Origin of the sequence: Paraglaciecola algarum (genome assembly GCF_021532655.1) — a bacterium.
GTDB classification, from domain to species: domain Bacteria; phylum Pseudomonadota; class Gammaproteobacteria; order Enterobacterales; family Alteromonadaceae; genus Paraglaciecola; species Paraglaciecola algarum.
Genome location: NZ_JAKGAS010000001.1, coordinates 88,573 through 108,764, shown reverse-complemented (window position 1 = coordinate 108,764; position 20,192 = coordinate 88,573). Strand labels below are relative to the sequence as shown.

Below are 20,192 nucleotides of genomic sequence, written 5' to 3'. Positions count from 1 at the left end.
ATGACTAACACAACAAAAGGGAGCCGAAGCTCCCTTTTGCAAATTGTACGGGTATTTCTTAACGTGTACGTGGGCAAATTTCTTCGTCAGAGAAGAAGTATGCAATTTCACGAGCAGCTGATTCAGGCGCATCTGAACCGTGACACGCGTTTTCGTCAATTGAAGCAGCATAATCTGAACGTAAAGTACCGGCTAAGGCTTCAGCTGGGTTAGTCGCCCCCATAATTTCACGATTTTTAAGTACAGCATTTTCGCCTTCTAACACTTGAATCATAACTGGACCAGATGTCATAAAAGAAACTAAAGCACCAAAGAACGGACGCTCGCTGTGCTCAGCATAAAAACCTTCAGCTTTCTCTTGGCTTAAATGCACCATTTTAGAAGCAACAATTTTTAAACCCGCAGATTCAAAACGATTATAAATAGCACCGATAACGTTCTTAGCAACGGCATCAGGCTTGATGATAGAAAAAGTGCGCTCTAAAGCCATTTTCTTAACTCCAAAATTAGATATTAATTAGATTGAACAGGGCTTAATATCAATAACGAAAACAAGCCCAATAAAAATTTCGCGCGGATTATATGCAATTAATGGCCAAAAACCTAATAAATCGCCATAAAAATAACGATTAGATCTTCAAACATAAAAAAGGGTAGCCTAAGCCACCCTTTTACACATAAAACTAAGTTTCCTAATTTAATATTTTACCTAAATTAGTTAACTGAATTTCACCACTATTGTCGTCAACGCCATCATTGTCATTGACTATATATACCTCTCCGTTTGCCATGACAGCCATGCCTTCAACTTTTTCAGCAGCTAAACCATTAGCCACTTTCATATCTGGTAATACATCTCTAACTAATGTTTTAGTCACAGTATCGCCATCAACTAAACCTGCAGTGTCAATGTGGTAAATACGCTTGATTGCAGCATCCGGGCCGCCTTGATTATCTCTCTCTAGTACCAAAAACTGACCGTTATTAAGAGAAGTGATATCGGATAAACCCACCCAACCGCCATTTTGTGATTCAGTCGCGTCTAATGGGTAATACAAGAAACTCCAGGTTTTAGCCGTAGTATTGTAAACACCTAAACGAACATTATTATCGCCGGCCCAAACTCGTTGGAAAGCCACATAAACATTACCCGCATATTCAGTTACACCTTCAAAACCGAATCGTAATTGTTTATCGTTAATAGCATCTGGCAAGGTGATCACTTCCTCAATGACACCATTAACATCCGTTTTAAAGATAAAGTTAAGACTGTTAATTGGACGGGAAGAATCACCTTTGGTACCAGAACCTTCTGACGCGACCCAAAACCCACCATCACTGGCTTTAGCTATACCTTCAGGATCAATGTTGACAGTTTTATCTGAATTGATCATACCAGCTAAATCTGCTTCATCAAACACATCAACACGAGTAGCATCGTCAGCATCTACAGTGTTATCAACTAAAGCTGCGGCAGCGATTGCTGAAAACACATCATTCGTATCTTTGATATAAGTTTCTTTAATCAATGAAGCTGGTGTAACAGACGTATCGATAGTAAAAATACGGTTACTTAAATAAAAGCTATCTTCTACTGAGTAAAGTAGATTTGCATTTTGTGGATCAGCACTTAAACCAGATAGAGCACTAAATGGAATAGGTGTACCATCTACACGGTAAGTTGACTGTATAGTCGGATATTGTTGTGGGTTTGCAGAATAGTTATAAATATTCACAACCGAGCGCATTTTTGCATCACGCTCATCTGCTTCACTTGCTACTACCAATAAGTTACGACTTGGGATCGCCAAAGCACCTTCTGGCGCTACACCTGCTGGTAGAACTTGTTTAAACATAGGTTTTGTATAATCAGCTACGTCATACACAAATACTAAACTTGAACGTTCAGAGTTTACAAACAAATAACGCTCATCACCGAACACCCCATATTCAGCGTTTTCAGGCTCATTACCTTTGTTTTTAGAACGTGCATCAGGATAGTGCCCCACGCTCGCCACCATGTGCTCCATGCTAGAACCTGCAGCGTAAACCACTTCACCTTGTTTATTAAATACCGTAAAGCCACGAGAGCCACCGTCTAAATCACCTTCATCTGCAGTGGCAAAATATTCAGTACCTAACCAAGTGACACCATCAGGTTCACGTAAAACAGCATCTAAAGATTCAGTTTGGGAGATTACTGCTTCTTCTTCGGTTTTATCAACTTGAGTTAAATCTACTGTGCCCGCGGAGAATTCATTCAGGATTGAAGCATCAGCTAAATCAACCAATATAATGTGGTTGTTTTCTTGTAAGGTCACAACAGCTATATTGTCACTGTTAATGTCGACAAATTCAGGCTCTGGATCGTCTGCATATAAATCAGCAATACCGGTAAAATCAACACTTGTCGCAGTCCAAGTATTTGGTTCTCCAGATAATTCTACAATCGACAAATAACCAGCTGGAGCTTGTGGAGGAACGCCGTCTCCTAAATCTTCGTCCCGCTCATTTTCAATAGCAATTACCGCGTACATACCGTCTGGGCTAACGGCTACAGAGTCTGGTTGACCACCTAAGTCAATAGTGGCGACTAACGCTTGGGTTTCAATATTGATCACAGCTAAAGACCCTGCAACATCAATATAGTTTGCTGAGCTATTAATGCCCACTAACGCATAATTACCAATTACAGAAACCGAAGTAGGCTCTCCGGCTAAAGCTAACGTACCTGCAGCGACTGGATTGGCAGGATCTGTAATATTGATGAAACCAAGTTGTTCGTTAGGGCTATCGGTATAAACTAACGTTAAGCCATCTTCACTTGCTGATACAATTTCTGCAGATGTTTCAGTATCGTCATTACAGTTGATATCTATTTGAGAACAAACTGGAAAAGACGCAATCCGATTAAAACTTTTATGGCTTAGCTGAGTTGATGCACAAATAGTTGAAGAACTTGTTACTTCTGTGTCAGCCAATACACCATCTGAGTCTAGATCTAGGCCAGAATCAATAGCGGTACCGCCGGAGAAACAATGTTCATTACCGCTATAAAGAGTGGTATGACGAAGTAAACTGGCTAAACCTTGAGCTCCGTCAATACCATTTTCTCCGTTAGCACCATCCGCACCATTTACCCCAGCAGGGCCGGTATCACCGTCATCAGCACAACCAGCTAACCCTAAAGTTAACGCAATAGCCAAAAAAGTTTTAGTCAGTTTAAAATTCATGTTCCATCCATTTGTAAGTAAAAATAAAGGGAACAAGTTTGAGTAACAAAAGTGACAATGGGTTGACATATTTATGACGCTTATGTGTCATCTTTGACTGGGGAAATTAAGCTTGTATAACATTTAGATGTTATTTTCTGTTAAGCTCTCTAAAACTTTAAGCGATTAAAAGGGCTGATTAATTCATGTTGAAAATGTTGTTTTTATTGCCATTAGGATTGTGCTTTTTATGGACTGCCTACCTAAAAATGAAAGGCTTTACCTTAGGTCAAGGCAAACAGGGTTATATTTATATATTAATATTTTCGAGTGTCATCGCCGCTTTTTATGCGGTCATTTTATGGTTAACCAAAATTCAGTAACTTTTACCTATTACCGTCAGTCCTAATCTACAGACATAAAAAAAGAGCATTTCTGCTCTTTTTTTATTATCAAAATAACCGTATGTTATAGATATATCTCGATACTCGCTTGAGCTTTTAATGATTCAACCACAGCACCGTATAGGTTTTGGGTTTTAGCAGAAGCCAGTTGAGTTTGTATATTAGTTAATTGGGTCGCATCTGCTTCTTCAGCGACATTCACTTTAAGTGTTTGCACTAAACTCACATCACCCGTCACCAGATCTACAATTTCAGATTGAGTTTCAGCAAGTTTAAATCCAGCTTCAACTATAGTTCGAGATACAGCCCCATCGTTACGAGTCACCGCAGCTTTTTCTTCCCAAACTAAGTCTAGAGTCTGCAATTTAGCAGCCAGTACTTCGTCATTATTCAATTCAGCTTGTACTTCTGCTGCCCAATCTCTGGCAGCTTGTTGCGCAGCTTCAGCAGATAAAACTAATTTAATTTGTGCTGAAACTTCATCTAAGGCCTTGGTACGTTCAGCTTCATGCTGAGCTACTCGTACAACCATAATATGATTTTGAGCCAACTCTATCACTTCACTGTTAACCGCTTCTTCAATTAACTCATCACTAAATGCAATTGCCAGTACCTTAGGTTCAGATACTACTTGAGGTGGCGCAGTTCGGCTAAACAAGTCTGTAGTGATAACAGACTTATTTGCAACAGCCGCTACTTCATCTAAATTGTCAGGAATTTCAAAAGCGACTTCAGCAATACGTTGTTGAATACTATAGAACTCTTCTTCTGCTTTTTGTGTTTTCACTTGAGTTGTAATTTCATCTAATACATCTTCAAAAGCTGTAATTTGTTCAGGTTTAGTGTCTATAAGTTTAATAATATGATAACCAAATGCACTTTTAACCACGGAACTAAGGTCACCATTAGCAGCTAAGGCAAAGGCAGCGTCTTCAAATGCAGGATCCATGATACCTTTACCAAAGAATCCCAAATCACCACCATTTTCAGCACTAAAAGTATCGCTAGAATATTGTTTAGCTAATTCAGCAAAGTCTTCACCAGCTTGAGCTTTAGCTAAAACTTCTTCAGCTTGAGCTAATATAGCGTCGTCTTCTTCTGCGCTTTCAAACAAGATATGCGATGCTTTTCGCTCTTCGGGCGTGCGGTAATCATCAATATTTTGTGAATAAAAATCTCTCAGCTCAACGTCAGTTACACTAATTTCTGGTAACAAATCTTCTAGAGTTAACTCTACGTATGCCAAACTCACTTTTTGCTCTGTATCAAATTGACTAATGTTAGCTTGATAATAAGTGTTAATTTGTTCATCACTCACTTCAACTTGGTCATTAAACTTAGTCGCAGGGATATTCAAATAACGTAAATCACGGGTTTGTTGTTGCATTTTATGAGTTGATTTAGCTTCATTGTCTAACGCAAACTCAGTACCAATTAATGATTGAGATAACTGCCTGCGAACCATATCCACGCGCATGGTGTCTCTGAAATTATTCGGTTGCAATCCGACCTGACGCAGAAGTGTTAAATACCTTTCGTTATCAAACTTTCCGTCAATTTGAAATTCGCGCATGTTAACAATGGCTTTTTTAACTTGCTCGTCACTCACTCGTAAACCTAGCTCCTGAGCGGCTTGGTCCATCAGTTTCTCAGCAATAAGTCTATCTAAAATGCCTTTTCTGAAGTTTTGTAAATATGCCGCATCACTTGCCAAAGTTGCAAATGCGTCGCCATATTGTTGCTCCATACGGGCACGATCATTTTGATAAGCTTTTTCTAACTCATTCAGTGTGATCTCTTCACCATTTACATTTGCTGCCACTTCTCCACCTGAAGAGTTGGTGTAACTACTGACACCTGCAAACATAAAACTTAAAATGACTAATCCTAAAATCACCATGGCCAATTTGCCCTGTGATCCTTCTCTAATTCTTTCCAACATACTAACGTCCAAACTCCAAATTGAGCATTTACTGATAAGCGGCGAGGTAACCTCTACTGCAAGCGGCCGAGATTATATACTAAACAAGCAAAATTATTAACAATGATTAACAGTGAATGAAAGATATTTAGTAATGGGGAGTGTTATTCAGCTTTTAAAACAATCAGGCGACAAAATTAATTTTGTCTCAACAACAAAAAAGGCGATGAAATCATCGCCTTTTCTATACATAAACTAAAATCTTAGTTACATGCGTCTTTCAGTGCTTTACCAGCTTTGAAAGAAGGAACTTTAGCTGCTGAAATCTGAATAGTTTCACCAGTTTGTGGATTACGACCACTACGAGCAGCACGTTCACGAACCGAAAATGTTCCGAAGCCAACTAATGCAACTTGATCACCGTCTTTAAGTGCTGTTGTTACTGCAGAAGTTAACGCATCTAGTGCGCGACCTGCAGCTGCTTTAGAAATATCTGCACTTGCAGCGATTGAATCAATAAGTTCTGACTTATTCACAATATGAACCCCTTCATTTGTTATTATTACTTTTGACTTGCATTATGCGAAGCCGGATTGTTATATCAAGCTTGAAAATTAATTTCAAGCACACTTACAAAATTTTAACATTTCTGAGTCGTCTCAATCCCTTTTGCGACAAGGCTTCAAGCGAATCTGTGATAAAGGCTACCATATCTTTTTACATAGTGAAGCCCTAAAAACCAAAAAAATTAAAAAAAACTCGTTTTTTTGTCTACTTTTTAACCTTTTTGGCTTTAACTGGTGAAATTTTATCTGGTTGTCCAGATAACGCCAGCTCCAGAACCTCATCAATCCACTTCACAGGATGGATGCTTAAGTCTTGTTTTACGTTATCAGGAATTTCTTCTAAGTCTCTTTCGTTATCTTTTGGAATAATAACAGTCTTAATTCCACCTCTATGAGCCGCCAATAACTTTTCTTTTAACCCACCAATTGGCAACACTTCACCACGTAAGGTAATTTCACCTGTCATGGCCACTTCACATTTAACTGGGTTACCGGTTAATGCAGAAATTAACGCGGTACACATTCCGATACCAGCACTTGGACCATCTTTAGGCGTAGCACCTTCAGGGACATGCACATGAATATCACGCTTTTCATGAAAATCGTCATTAATACGTAATTTTTCAGCTCGGCTTCTTACTACCGTTAATGCAGTCTGTATTGACTCTTGCATCACATCACCTAAAGAACCGGTGAAAGTCGTTTTACCTTTACCTACTACCGAAGTGGCTTCAATAGTCAATAATTCTCCGCCTACTTGAGTCCAAGCTAAACCGGTTACTTGGCCTATTTGATTTTCTTTATCAGCTTTGCCGTAATCAAACCTTTGTACACCTAAAAACTCTTTAAGGTTGTCTTGATTAACTACCACTTGTTTTAGAGATTTATCCAGTAGAATGTTTTTCACAGCTTTACGACAAATTTTAGAAATTTCACGCTCTAAGCTACGCACTCCAGCTTCGCGAGTATAATGACGAATAATGCCAATTACTGCGCTTTCTTCAATGACCAATTCACCCTTTTTCAGGCCGTTGCGAGATATCTGTTTTTCCATCAAGTGCTGAGTAGCAATATTTAATTTTTCGTCTTCTGTGTATCCAGATAAGCGAATAACCTCCATACGGTCGAGTAACGGCCCCGGAATATTCATACTGTTTGAAGTGGCTACGAACATCACATCAGATAAGTCATAATCTACTTCCAAATAATGATCACTGAAACTTGCATTTTGTTCTGGATCTAATACTTCTAATAAAGCTGATGATGGGTCACCACGCATATCAGATGACATCTTATCGATTTCATCTAACAAAAACAGGGGATTTTTCACCCCTACTTTGGCCATTTTCTGGATCATTTTTCCAGGCATTGAGCCTATGTAGGTTCTTCTATGACCACGTATCTCAGCTTCATCTCGCACGCCACCTAACGCCATACGAACATACTTACGCCCCGTTGCTTTAGCAATAGACTGACCTAATGAGGTTTTACCCACACCAGGAGGCCCAACTAAACACAAGATAGGACCTTTAAGTTTTTTCACTCTTTGCTGAACGGCTAAATATTCGATAATACGTTCTTTTACTTTGTCTAAGCCGTAATGATCAGCATTTAACACTTCATCCGCCAAAGCTAAGTTTTTCTTAACAGCACTACGCTTAACCCAAGGTACATTCGCTAACCAATCGATATAACTACGCACGACAGTCGCCTCTGCAGACATAGGCGACATCATTTTCAATTTAGTTAATTCAGCTGTGGCTTTTTTCTTTGCCTCTTCAGGCATTTTGGCATCAATAATCTTTTGATTTAGAGCTTCGAATTCATCTACAGATTCTTCGCCTTCGCCTAATTCTTTTTGAATAGCTTTCATTTGCTCATTCAAATAGTACTCACGCTGGCTTTTTTCCATTTGTTTTTTAACACGAGTACGAATTTTTTTCTCTACTTGGAGTAAATCAATTTCACTTTCCATTAGCGCCATTAAATACTCTAAACGTTCAGTGATACTGTTCATCTCTAGTACTTTTTGTTTTTCTGCTAACTTTAATGGCATGTGAGCTGCCATGGTGTCAGCTAAACGGGCGGCATCTTCGATCCCATTTAGCGAGGTTAGCACCTCAGGTGGGATTTTTTTATTGAGTTTAACGTAACCTTCAAACTGAGAAATAGCAGAACGAATAAGGATTTCTTGTTCTGCTTCTGGTAATTCTTCATCCACTGAACTTTGCACATTAGCTATAAAGAAATCTTCAGTGCTGACAAATTCACTGATCTCACCTCTTAAGTTACCTTCCACTAACACTTTAACCGTGCCATCAGGTAACTTAAGCAATTGTAAAATAGTGGCTAAGGTGCCTACCGTGAAGACATCTTCAGATTGAGGTTCATCAACACCTGCATCTTTTTGAGCAACTAGAAAGATTTGTTTGTCTTTTTCCATAGACGCTTCTAAACAGCGAATTGATTTCTCTCTGCCGACAAACAAAGGAATAACCATATGCGGATAAACTACAACATCACGTAGAGCCAAAACGGGCATTTCAACGTGATTTTTTTTCGCTTCTGTCATGCTTAATCTCGTACTCGTTTATTTAATATTATTTTCTATAGTTAAACTATATGGGGCTAGGCTAGTAAAGTTCAAACAAAATCAGCAAAACATTTAAAATTAACTAATTTAGCTGCTCAATAAACAACCAAGGCAGAGTTCAATCAAGTAAACAGACAAAAAAAAGACTCTTAAAAAGAGTCTTTATTCGATATATATTTATTACTTTTGCATTATTCCGATACTGCTTTTTTATCTGCACTATTGTCATAAATCAAAATTGGCTGTGACTCACCACGGATAACCGTTTCATCAACCACAACTTTACTCACATCTTGCATAGTCGGTAAGTCATACATGGTATCTAACAACACAGCTTCAACAATTGAGCGTAATCCCCTTGCACCGGTTTTTCGCTGCATGGCTTTTTTAGCAATGGCTTGTAAAGCATCATCACGAAACTCAAGTTCAGTGTCTTCCATATTAAACAAGGCTGAATACTGCTTAGTGATTGCGTTTTTAGGTTCGCGTAAAATTTGAATTAAAGCATCTTCGCTTAACTCTTCCAAACTAGTCAACACAGGTAAACGTCCAATAAACTCTGGGATCAAACCATATTTCACTAGATCTTCTGGCTCAACTTTTTTGAACAATTCACCTTCTTTAGCTTTGTTTTGGGTATCTTTAATATCTGAACCAAACCCAATACCTGTACCTGTGTGTGCTCTTTGCTCAATAACTTTGTCCAAACCAGCAAACGCACCACCACAAATAAAGAGAATTTTAGAAGTATCTACTTGTAAAAACTCTTGCTGTGGGTGTTTACGTCCACCTTGAGGCGGCACAGAGGCTATGGTGCCTTCAATCAATTTAAGTAGAGCTTGTTGAACACCTTCACCAGACACATCACGAGTTATGGATGGGTTGTCTGATTTACGTGAAATTTTATCAATTTCATCAATATAGACTATACCCCTTTGGGCTTTTTCTACGTCGTAATCACACTTTTGCAATAACTTCTGAATGATGTTTTCTACGTCTTCACCCACATAACCGGCTTCGGTTAAGGTAGTGGCATCTGCCATAGTAAAAGGTACGTCTAATAAACGAGCTAAGGTTTCAGCTAACAGTGTTTTACCACTACCCGTTGGACCTATTAGCAAAATATTACTTTTACCTAATTCTACGCCATCATGCACATCACCATTTCTTAAACGTTTATAATGATTATATACGGCAACCGCTAACACTTTTTTGGCGTGTTCTTGGCCAATGACATAATCATCTAAATGTTCATGAATTTCTTTTGGTGTGGGTAACGAATCTTCTTTTTTCTGTGGTGAAATTTCTTTAATTTCTTCACGGATAATGTCGTTACATAAATCTACACATTCGTCACATATAAATACTGAAGGCCCAGCAATTAACTTACGCACTTCATGTTGGCTTTTGCCACAAAAAGAACAATATAGAAGCTTGTTATCGCCATCGCTGTTTTTATCATCACTCATTTACGATCTTTTCCTATCTCTGTACTGAATACTTACTGAGCAAAATCACACTTAAACTCAATTAGCCTTTAGTCACTATATCATTTATCGCTTTTTGTATCAGGTCTAGAAGTTAACACTTGATCAATCAAACCATACTTCATTGCTTCATCGGCACTTAAGAAATTATCTCTGTCCGTGTCTTGCGCAACTTTTTCATAATCTTGGCCAGTGTGCTGTGCCATTAATCGATTCATCTTTTCTTTGATAGACAAAATTTCTTTGGCATGTATTTCAAAATCAGATGCCTGTCCTTGGAAACCACCAAGAGGTTGATGGATCATCACACGAGAGTTTGGTAAACAGTATCGTTTGCCTTTTTCCCCTGCTGATAACAAAAATGCGCCCATGCTAGCCGCTTGACCAATACAAACCGTACTGACGTTTGGTTTAATAAAGTTCATGGTGTCATAAATAGCCATTCCAGCTGTTACTGAACCACCAGGTGAGTTGATATATAAAAATATATCTTTCTCGGGGTTTTCAGCTTCTAAGAAAAGCATTTGTGCCACAATTAAATTGGCCATATGGTCTTCCACTTGACCAACAAGGAAAATGACATTCTCTTTTAATAAACGAGAGTAAATATCGTAAGAACGCTCTCCCTTTGCAGTTTGTTCAACAACCATAGGGACAAGGGCGTTAGTAGGGTCGAAAGGTGTATTCATCATAAATATAATTTCTTCACAAATAAAAATGCTCGGTAGATACCGAGCATTTAAGCAGTTGCAGACTAGTTAAGTCAATTAACAAAAGGCAAATTAAGCCTGTTTGTTCATGATATCGTCAAATTTCTTCTTAACTTCTTTTACTTTAGCTTGTTCAAGCAACACTTCTACTGCTTGTTCTTCTAAAGCAACATTATTCATTTGCTGGGTTAATTCGTCATTTGACTTGTAATATTCGATCACTTCTTGAGGATCTTCATAAGCTGAAGCAGCAGTCTCAATTAACGCATCAACTTTAGCAGTATCCACTTTTAATTCGTTAGTCTTGATTACTTCACCTAATAACAAGCCAATGCTTACGCGTTTACGTGCATTTTCTTCAAACAAATCTGCTGGTAACTCAGGCATATTATCCACTTTACCACCTTGCTGTTGAGCAAAGCGTTGTTTAGCCTGATCACGTAAAACATTAATTTCTTGCTCAACCAAAGCTTTTGGTAAATCGATTTGATTATTTTCTAGTAAACCAGCAATGACTTGCTCTTTTACTGAAGCTTTCAAAGTTTGATCAAGTTCACGTTGCATATTTTTGCGCACTTCAGCATTTAAGGCTTCAATGTCACCGTCTTCAATACCGAACAATTTAGCAAACTCTTCGTCAACTTTAGGTAGGTTTAAACCCTCAGTCTTTTTGATAGTAATGGTAAATTGAGCATCTTTACCCTTAAGAGCTTCAGCATGATAATCTTCTGGGAAAGTCACGTCAGAAACCACTTCTTCGCCAGTTTTGGCACCAATAATTGGCTTTTCAAAACCAGGGATCATTTTATTTTGTCCCACTTCTAAAACGAAATCTTCAGCTTTTCCGCCTTCAAACTCTTCACCATCAATGGTGCCAACAAAATCCATTGTGACTTTGTCGTCTTTTTTGATTTTACGTTTTACTTCTTTATAAGTAGCGTGCTGCTTACGTAGAGTATCCATCATGTTGCTTAAATCTTTATCAGAGATTTCAACAACTGGTTTTTCAATCTTAATTTTTTCTATATCTTTTACTTCAACGTCTGGGTACACGTTAAAAATAGCAACGAATTCTAAATCCTTTCCGTCTTCATCAGTTTTCATCTCAAAAGAAGGCATACCCGCTGGAGTAATTTTTTCTTGAGTGATAGCTTGGTAGAAATTCTGTTGCATCACTTCACCAGCTATTTCCTGACGAACAGCTTGGCCATAACGTTTTTTGATCACGTTAACTGGCACTTTACCAGGACGGAAACCATTGATTCTCTGAGTTTTAGCTAATTGCTGTAAACGAGACTTAACTGCTGTGTCAACCGACGCTGCAGGAACGGTAATAGTAAGACGGCGTTCTAAACCTGTAGGCGTCTCAACGGAAACTTGCATTTTTCTACCTCAACTGTGCGCATTCATGCGCTTATTTTATGATTACTAGTAGACTTCACGGCGTATATCAAAATATTTTGGAAACCTTTAATACGACCGAAAAACCTGAAAATGATAATGTTTAAAAACACTATTCCAGATTAGCCTGATAAAAAGACGCAGTAGTATAGCGATAGCACTAACGCAAGTCGAGACCAAACCCCGAAAATATTGATATAAAAATAATCAATGTAATATTGATTTATAAATAGATGGAAAAGCATAGGCTTCACCTACCCAGTATTCACTTCGTGAACCACGCCATGACTTCGTCATTTTATGCGCTGCGCTTACTTTTATTCACTTCGTTCACTCAAAAGGCATAGGCTTCGCCTACCAAGAATTCACTTCGTTCACGCCATCCATGGCTTTTTTCAAACGAAATCCATTTCGTCCAACTGACTTTTCTTCAACAGCTAAGAAAAGTAAGCAAAAGAAGCCGTGCGATAAACAAATCCCTGTTCCATAAAATAACTGGCTTTGATGTTGAGACGGCAATAAGCCGCTCCCAGCTATAAAAGATTGCCTTGTCCGAGCGTCCTTGCTCGGCCACTCAACAAGCCAATGATTAGATGGGGAATTTGTAGTCGCGAGAAAATCAAAAGCATGGCTTCGCTGACAAAATAAAGATGGGAGTCTCGATATAACTGACAGAACATATTAATTAGCTTCTAACTCACAATATCAATAACACTGACCCTAACGGTTCCCCAAATTACCCTTCGTTAAATGCAGTTGTTTGTTGTTATTTATGCTGATAGCATCCCATTTTCGCCAAATAAGCTTACCGTACTATTTCAATTTTTGATTTATGTAAAAATAAAGTGAGCATGTATTAACCTCGATATACAGCTAAGTACAAAGGAAATTACATGAAATATGGATTATTAATGCTAATTACGATACTGATTAGTGCTTGTATTGGGGGGAGCTCATCTGATACTGACCAAGAAAAAAACAATCGCTTAATTATTTCAACTCAAAATCAAGATGGGGAGTTATTTGCAGTAGAAAACTTTTCATACTCGGCTATTTTAGAACCAGAGACAAGAATAAAACTAGAGTGCGACGGTGTTTGTACACGTTGGGAATTACCAGAAGGACTAGTTGGAGGCATTACCATTTTTGCAGTTACATATGTGCCAACTGCAGATCCTTTCTGTGATGATGTTTATGAAGGAGAGCTTTACATTGATGCAGATCCTTCTAAAGAACAAAATATTAAACTCGTACTTTATTATTTTGCCGCTATATGCGAATAGGGAATTATCCCGGTCTCCTTCGTATCAATTAATAGGACATCAGCCTTGTTTATTTCAAACATGGATTCCAGCTAAAAGACTGCTGAAACAACGAAATATAGCTTCGATAAATTATTTAGTTTTAGCGCAACCATTCTTTATGAGCGAAGTGATGTTTTGTGTGCGTAGCACATGCTTTTGACTTACCCGCAACTCAAGGTTCGCTGATTTTGTTATGAATTCAGTAGGTCAATTGGCATGGATAGCCAATTGAGGCTTGGGACGTCGGGAACGTCTCAAGCCGGCCTGCTTAATTCATTACTAAATTAGATAAAGAGCATTGTTGGAGCGCGGCATTTTTTGTTTACTTTTGGCTGCTGTTGGCAAAAAGTAAATCGAGCAGCATGGATGCTGTTTGAAAAAACGTCATGGATGACGGTGAACGAAGTGAATGCTCTATGTGCAAAGCACATGCTTTTGATTATCCCGCGACTAAAACCTCTCCTAAAAAGGCTTATCCTTGTCGAATGTCCAAATAGGGACATTTGGACAAGGGCATCTTTTATAGCATGGAAGCGACTTATGCCCGTTTCGACATTTAAGGGTAAGTGTTTTTAGTTCAGAGAAGTTTGTGGAGCAAATGACCTTTTGGTTACTTTTGAGTCTTTTTAAAAGTAACTGGTGCAACAAGGATGTTGTATCAAAAACGTCATGGATGACGGTGAACGAAGTGAATGCTTCTAGCTTTGTGAGCAAAGCGAATGCTCTGTGTGCAACGCACATAAATAAGCACAGCGCATAGTGAACGTAGTGAATGCTTGTAAAAAAGAAAAATAAATAATGGTGCGGAAGGAGAGACTCGAACTCTCACGCCGTGAAGCACTGGAACCTAAATCCAGCGTGTCTACCAATTCCACCACTCCCGCGAGTGGGGTGAACGATGGGGCTCGAACCCACGACAACCGGAATCACAATCCGGGGCTCTACCAACTGAGCTACGCTCACCACAGTAAACCTGCAGTTAACTTTCTCATCCTTTGTTCACACCATGGCTTAAGTAAATTAAACTAAATGGCGGTCCCAGAAGGATTCGAACCTTCGACCCACGCCTTAGAAGGGCGTTGCTCTATCCAGCTGAGCTATGGAACCTAAGGTGTTAGTTGAGAAAATGGTCGGTGAGATAGGATTCGAACCTACGACCCCTTGGACCCAAACCAAGTGCGCTACCAAGCTGCGCTACTCACCGACTTAACCCGAAACGTTTTCTCTATCTCGTTTCGAGGAGGCGCATATTACAGTCGCCCCCCCACCTCGTCAAATACTTTTTTGAAAAAAAATTCTGTTTGCTCAAAATCAATACAAAATGTACATATTTACCCCAGACCGCACAAAAATAAGACAGTTTTTGACTTAACGCTATCTCAACAATTCATGATCTTTTGGCAATTTATTTCTTAACCAAACTGCAAGTTTATGTTTCATGCTCAATAAATCTTCTCCATCAGCCGGTAATGGTGTGATTAATTTATCATTCACTAATAATCGGTAGATACATTCCACTTTATGTTTAGATGCATCTGAAGCAGAGAATGTTTTAAATCCTCGGTTTTTTGCATAGGCCTCGCCAACCACCAAGGCTTTTTTTAATAGTTGTGTTTCATTTGGTATTTTTTTCATTTATTACTCGTCCTTAACTATTTAATTATCTACGTTATAACATTAAGTAATACCAATCTACCTTAATATGTAGTCACTCAGCGAGAGTTTAAAAGAACTTAATCAAGGCGCATGATTGATAGCTTTTTATTAAAATCACCTAGTGCTCTTTCGAAGTCATGCAACACAGAGTAAGCTCTTTTAAAACTCGCCTGAAAGGAATGCCCCAGCGGGTTTTGCGCCTATCTTTTTAAAAAGAGCTGGTTCTCGCTATTTGAAAGGGAACAACCATTACTGCACAGCGACGCCTTAATCAAAATCCGCTGGATGCATTCTGAGTAATTACATATTAAGGTAGATTGGTATAATGAATTGGCTTAAGAATTATTATGGTATATCAGCTTTTTATATAATCTGAATTGCGATAGCTAGGTGCAATATGGGACAATAGTGGTAATTAACAATCTTATTTATGATATCCATGCCAGAATCAACAACTGCACAAATAATCGATGGTGTTTTAGTCGCCAAACAAATACGTGAAAATGTTGCCACTCAAGTTGATGCAATTCTTTCGTCTGGAAAAAGAGCACCCGGCCTAGCCGTCGTTTTGGTGGGTAGTGATGCTGCTTCACAAGTATATGTGAATAAAAAACGTAAAGCCTGTGAAGAAGTTGGCTTTATTTCAAAGTCTTTTGACTTGCCAGCAGACACTACACAACAAGCATTGCTAGATATCATAGATCAACTCAATTCAGATCAAAGCATTGACGGCATATTGGTGCAGCTACCTTTACCGGCAGGTTTGGACAAAGAACAAATTTTAGAGCGGATTAATCCCCATAAAGATGTAGATGGTTTTCACCCGTACAACATTGGTAGATTAGCCCAACGGATACCTTCGTTACGCCCTTGTACACCAAAAGGTATAATGACACTAATTGAATCTAGTAAACGACCTATAAAAGGCATGGATGCAGTGATAGTTGGCGCATCTAATATTGTAGGTCGCCCTATGTTTATGGAGTTATTACTGGCTGGATGCACGGTAACCAGTTGTCATAAATTCACACAAGATTTACGCGCACATGTGGCTCGAGCTGATTTACTAGTGGTGGCAGTAGGCAAAGCCAACTTTATTCCAGGAGATTGGATTAAAGAAGGAGCAATCGTGATCGATGTAGGTATTAACCGCAATGAAGACGGAACACTTAGTGGCGATGTAGATTTTTCCGGAGCATCTCAACGTGCTGGCTGGATTACACCTGTGCCAGGCGGTGTCGGCCCAATGACAGTAGCGAGTCTAATCGAAAACACCTTAGAAGCTTACGTCAAGTTTCATTCATAAAACTTACTTTGTTATGCTATAGCGTGTTTTCTGATGATTATTCTTCGTTTAATAACTCTTTTTCGTTATGAGTTATATGCATAGCGAAGAAGATATGCCAATAATTGATTCAGTCAAAAGCTGGATCAACAAAGTCATTATTGGTTTAAACTTTTGTCCCTTTGCTAAAAAGGAAATGCAGCGTGAAACCGTGCATTATTGCGTGTGTGCCAGTGAAGATATCGGTCAAAGTTTAGAGCGGTTAATAGAACAATTTAGTTTTTTAGACCAACACTCTGAATTGCAAACCGCTTTGCTCATATTTAGCCAAGGTTTTAGTCGCTTTGATGATTATCTTGATTTAGTAGACTACGCCAATGGCATCATTGAACAAGGTGGTTACGCTGGAGTTTATCAACTAGCTACCTTTCATCCAGATTATTGTTTTGATGGAGAACCAGAGGGTGATCCAGCCAATTATACTAATCGAGCTCCCTACCCTATTTTACATATTCTAAGAGAATCAAGTTTGGAGCAGGTTTTACAACATTACCCCAACCCTGAAAACATTCCTGAAAATAATATTAAAAAGGCCCGGGAGCTGGGTGTGGAAAAGTTAAAAGCGTTAATCAAACCAAACAACTCTTAATACCAATCCACCCATTAGTTTTTACCACCAGCATAAGCCTAATTACCATCAGCATAGCCTAAAGAAATGGCTTATTCTACAGACGCCTCTTCTTCAACAACTAGTGGCTTTGATACCGTATTAGATTCGGTCGGGCTTAAAAAATCATCTATTGATTTATTTAGTTGCTGCGCTGCATAACTCGATATTTGGTAATACCAGTTTTGCCAATATTCATTATTCTCAGCAGATTCAAAGTGCGCATAATGAATATCCTTCCCTTGGCTCACAATCACATTAATTACACCAAACCTTTTAGTAGTCATCTCTAGCCTAGTCACGACCTCTAGAGAATCGACAAAAGTGCTTTCAGGTGCCACTAACTCTTCATAATCTAAGCCAATTAAACTGGAGACAAAACCATCTAAAATACCTTGGTATTGTAACTCCCTATCTTTAGGCAGTTCAGTTAACGAAAATGATTGATTTGAGTCATCTCTGAACATACTCCAGCTGCTTCCATCGACTCTTGAAACAGCCAAAATATTTTGTTCAGTAAAGGGTAATATTGGATGGGTTAACCAAGCAAAAGGCTCAATAGGAAGGTCGATAGTTTTATCTAGACGCCAAGTTTGAGCTTGATCCACTAAACGCACATAATGCCCTTCACCTAAATCAAAACTATTACCCACTAATACCTGCCAAGACTGACTACCTGCTTGAATAGTGACAAGTCGAGCCACACTGTCTTCTACACTAATATCCTGTAACCCCAATCTATGATGTTTACGCTTAACCTTGGTTTTAGCTTCAATGATTTTTGTCTGCAACAAAGTCGTAACTAAATCCGACAACTTGCTTTGGTCAACTGGATAACTTTCATCTGAATAACCTGCTTTGGCTAACCATTCTCCTTCAGATTTAAAAGCGCTTAATAAACTGCCAGCGCTATTTTCAATTTTTACTGTATCAATATTTTCTGCAACTGCATTTAAATCTTGAAACAATAATTGTGTCTCAAATTCATCAGTACTTGGTTTTTGTAATAACCAAGTACCCGCAGCGACAGACACCACAACTAGGCTAATCAATACCATTAATTGTTTATTCATGATTAGGCTCCTTGCTCACTGCTGACAACATCCTGTTTTAGAGCCTTAACTTTTTTAGGCTTGGTTCTAAATATTGCTCTTAAAACGACTAACAATAGAATTAACACAATCGGCGCTATGGCTATATTCACTAGCTTTAACTTATTGCCTAAACTTTCAATATCTTTGTCTAACTGATGACGCACATCACGCAAGGACTTACGGATATTGATCCTCTGTTGCATAAATTGGTCGATAGCGGTTTGTTGCTCAGGGGATATCACTAAAGAGCCGTCTTGTGCTGATTGACCTTGCAATTGCATCAGTTGTTGTTCGGTTTCGTCAAGCTGTTGCTCTAATAACTGCTCTTGTTCTCGGAACTTTTGCTCTGCCACTACCGTTAGTTCATCTACTTTCGTAAATGGACGGGCAAAGGTGCCTCTACTGCGAATACTAATGAGTGCATCACTACCACCCAAGTTTTCAACGGCATTGTTAAAGAAGTCGCCGTTATTAGCAAAAGGCGTAGTAATTATTTCACCAAAAAAGTTTGATTGCTGAACCCAAAATCTATCAGCTAAGATATCCGTGTCACCCACAAGCATCACATTTAGCTTGTTTGTGGATTGTGTATGCCCTTCTATTCCACTCCCTTGTATTTCACTGTTTTCTGGTGGCGCTTCAAAGGAACTATTCGCTTTACCGGTTAACCTGGCAGCCAACACGTAACTTTTATTATTTGTTTGATACGCTGCAGCCAATTCGTCAGGATCGCGAGTTTGTGCATAGGTTGCAACATCCATAAGATCTGTATTTACACTGGATTGAATAATAGGTTTCCACTGTGAACCAGCGGTTTTAATTTTGTTGAATATACCAAATGATGCGCCATTGATGAGTTCTAAATTAGCACTCACAATATCTTTTCGGTCAAGCTGTTCGGTATTAAAACCCACAAAACCAAAATGTCGGGTCACGCCACCAGTTTGGGTACGAATATCTAGACCAGCCATGGCATCTAACAGCACCTGTTTATGATTGAACTCTACCCCCCAAGCGGTAAATAAGGTTTCTAGATTTGAAGTATTACCGCCTGTCATTGCGCCAGCCATCATTGCCATTTGGTCTGATTCATTGTGAGGATCAACAAAGACTAGTACCTTACCGCCATTTAATGCATATTGATCAATTTCATATAGCAAGTTTTCAGAATAATTTTGAGGATGAATAAGCACTAACACATCAGTTTCTTCTGGCAGTGCGCTGATATCATTAGCAAAGTTTTCTACTGCATACAGTTGTTCTAACTGACTGAAAAAAGTCCAAGCCGGATCTGGCTGGCCTGTCATTGGATTTTGTCCACCCGTAATGGGCAAGTCAGTTATCACAGTAACGTTAACCGGCTCAGGCTCACTTAACTGATGAATAAGTTTGCTTATTTCGTATTCTAAGAAACTTTCTTTTTGTGGGTCAAAAAAAGCTATGGTTTGTTGTTCATCTAACGAATTAGTTGCTGCTAGTCCCATATAGATAGATTCGCCCGCTGCACCAATGGTCGCAGCTGTTAATCCATACTGACTGGCTTGATCTTCTTGTTCAGAAAAGGCTTCAGGATCCAGCACATGCAATTTTAGTTTACCCGCTGCTAGGGTTTCATATTCAGTTAATAAACTTTCAACTCGATTTGCGTAATTACGCAAACTGGTCATATTTTTAGAGGCTTTGTCAGAAAAGAAAAAATATAAATTGATAGGTTCATCAATTTCTTTAATCACTTGTTTACTGCCTTCAGACAACGAATATACTTGGTTTTCTGTTAAGTCTAGTCGAACAGTCGATAATAATTGGTTATTAATAAATACCAAGGCAACAAATATAATTGCCAATAAAATGATACTCAGAGTAGAGGTAAACTTATTTTGTATACTAGTTTG

15 protein-coding genes and 4 tRNA genes are annotated in these 20,192 nt (G+C 38.7%); 3 read left to right on the top strand and 16 right to left on the bottom strand.

All coding sequences use genetic code 11. From position 1 onward, the window contains the following. Window positions 1-58 precede the first annotated feature (58 nt). From ndk to L0668_RS00465, 9 genes are all read right to left on the bottom strand, one after another. On the bottom strand, window positions 59-490 hold the full coding sequence (gene ndk / locus L0668_RS00505; RefSeq protein ID WP_235310101.1) for a nucleoside-diphosphate kinase: 432 nt from the start codon (window positions 488-490) through the stop codon (window positions 59-61). Window positions 491-692: 202 nt separating this feature from the next. Beyond that, window positions 693-3,233: an esterase-like activity of phytase family protein gene (locus tag L0668_RS00500; RefSeq protein ID WP_235310100.1), complete on the bottom strand. Its 2,541-nt coding sequence runs from the start codon at window positions 3,231-3,233 to the stop codon at window positions 693-695. Window positions 3,234-3,680: 447 nt separating this feature from the next. Next, the gene (locus tag L0668_RS00495) at window positions 3,681-5,558 is read right to left on the bottom strand and encodes a SurA N-terminal domain-containing protein (protein ID WP_235310099.1); all 1,878 of its coding nucleotides are present in this window, start codon (window positions 5,556-5,558) and stop codon (window positions 3,681-3,683) included. A gap of 242 nt (window positions 5,559-5,800) precedes the next feature. After that, window positions 5,801-6,073, bottom strand: a complete 273-nt coding sequence (gene hbs, locus L0668_RS00490) for a non-specific DNA-binding protein Hbs (RefSeq protein WP_235310098.1) — start codon at window positions 6,071-6,073, stop codon at window positions 5,801-5,803. A gap of 235 nt (window positions 6,074-6,308) precedes the next feature. Then, window positions 6,309-8,675, bottom strand: a complete 2,367-nt coding sequence (gene lon, locus L0668_RS00485) for an endopeptidase La (protein ID WP_235310097.1) — start codon at window positions 8,673-8,675, stop codon at window positions 6,309-6,311. Window positions 8,676-8,887: 212 nt separating this feature from the next. Beyond that, window positions 8,888-10,165 carry an ATP-dependent protease ATP-binding subunit ClpX gene (gene clpX, locus L0668_RS00480; protein ID WP_235310096.1) on the bottom strand — a complete coding sequence of 426 codons (1,278 nt, stop codon included), beginning with the start codon at window positions 10,163-10,165 and terminating at the stop codon, window positions 8,888-8,890. An 80-nt stretch (window positions 10,166-10,245) separates the two neighbouring features. After that, window positions 10,246-10,875 carry an ATP-dependent Clp endopeptidase proteolytic subunit ClpP gene (gene clpP / locus L0668_RS00475; RefSeq protein ID WP_235310095.1) on the bottom strand — a complete coding sequence of 210 codons (630 nt, stop codon included), beginning with the start codon at window positions 10,873-10,875 and terminating at the stop codon, window positions 10,246-10,248. A gap of 90 nt (window positions 10,876-10,965) precedes the next feature. Beyond that, window positions 10,966-12,276: a trigger factor gene (tig, locus tag L0668_RS00470; protein WP_235310094.1), complete on the bottom strand. Its 1,311-nt coding sequence runs from the start codon at window positions 12,274-12,276 to the stop codon at window positions 10,966-10,968. A 372-nt stretch (window positions 12,277-12,648) separates the two neighbouring features. Continuing rightward, window positions 12,649-12,813, bottom strand: a complete 165-nt coding sequence (locus tag L0668_RS00465) for a hypothetical protein (RefSeq protein WP_235310093.1) — start codon at window positions 12,811-12,813, stop codon at window positions 12,649-12,651. Between the two features lie 374 nt (window positions 12,814-13,187). On the opposite strand from L0668_RS00465, the gene L0668_RS00460 reads away from it, so the two are divergent. After that, a complete protein-coding gene (locus L0668_RS00460) occupies window positions 13,188-13,577 on the top strand; it encodes a hypothetical protein (RefSeq protein WP_235310092.1) in 390 nt (129 codons plus the stop codon). An 820-nt stretch (window positions 13,578-14,397) separates the two neighbouring features. Here L0668_RS00460 and L0668_RS00455 read toward each other — a convergent pair. The 5 genes from L0668_RS00455 to L0668_RS00435 all read right to left on the bottom strand — a co-directional run bounded on the left by L0668_RS00455 (window position 14,398) and on the right by L0668_RS00435 (window position 15,233). Then, window positions 14,398-14,482 (bottom strand) — tRNA-Leu (locus L0668_RS00455). A gap of 3 nt (window positions 14,483-14,485) precedes the next feature. Then, window positions 14,486-14,561: transfer RNA gene (locus tag L0668_RS00450), tRNA-His, on the bottom strand. A 67-nt stretch (window positions 14,562-14,628) separates the two neighbouring features. Further along, a tRNA-Arg gene (locus L0668_RS00445) sits at window positions 14,629-14,705 on the bottom strand. 20 nt (window positions 14,706-14,725) lie between these two features. Continuing rightward, window positions 14,726-14,802, bottom strand: a tRNA-Pro gene (locus tag L0668_RS00440). Window positions 14,803-14,972: 170 nt separating this feature from the next. Next, window positions 14,973-15,233: a DUF5062 family protein gene (locus tag L0668_RS00435; RefSeq protein WP_235310091.1), complete on the bottom strand. Its 261-nt coding sequence runs from the start codon at window positions 15,231-15,233 to the stop codon at window positions 14,973-14,975. 460 nt (window positions 15,234-15,693) lie between these two features. Here L0668_RS00435 and folD point away from each other — a divergent pair, with 460 nt between their 5' ends. Then, window positions 15,694-16,560 carry a bifunctional methylenetetrahydrofolate dehydrogenase/methenyltetrahydrofolate cyclohydrolase FolD gene (gene folD / locus L0668_RS00430; protein ID WP_235310090.1) on the top strand — a complete coding sequence of 289 codons (867 nt, stop codon included), beginning with the start codon at window positions 15,694-15,696 and terminating at the stop codon, window positions 16,558-16,560. A 76-nt stretch (window positions 16,561-16,636) separates the two neighbouring features. After that, window positions 16,637-17,188 (top strand): DUF1415 domain-containing protein, encoded by a 552-nt coding sequence (locus tag L0668_RS00425; protein WP_235310089.1) that lies wholly within the window; start codon window positions 16,637-16,639, stop codon window positions 17,186-17,188. Between the two features lie 71 nt (window positions 17,189-17,259). Here the strand turns inward: L0668_RS00425 and L0668_RS00420 are convergent, their stop codons facing one another. Together L0668_RS00420 and L0668_RS00415 are read right to left on the bottom strand one after the other, a co-directional pair. Further along, entirely contained in the window at window positions 17,260-18,279 is a 1,020-nt protein-coding gene (locus L0668_RS00420; protein ID WP_235310088.1) for a DUF4340 domain-containing protein, read from the bottom strand. 2 nt (window positions 18,280-18,281) lie between these two features. Further along, the gene (locus tag L0668_RS00415) at window positions 18,282-20,183 is read right to left on the bottom strand and encodes a GldG family protein (protein WP_235310673.1); all 1,902 of its coding nucleotides are present in this window, start codon (window positions 20,181-20,183) and stop codon (window positions 18,282-18,284) included. Window positions 20,184-20,192 lie beyond the last annotated feature (9 nt).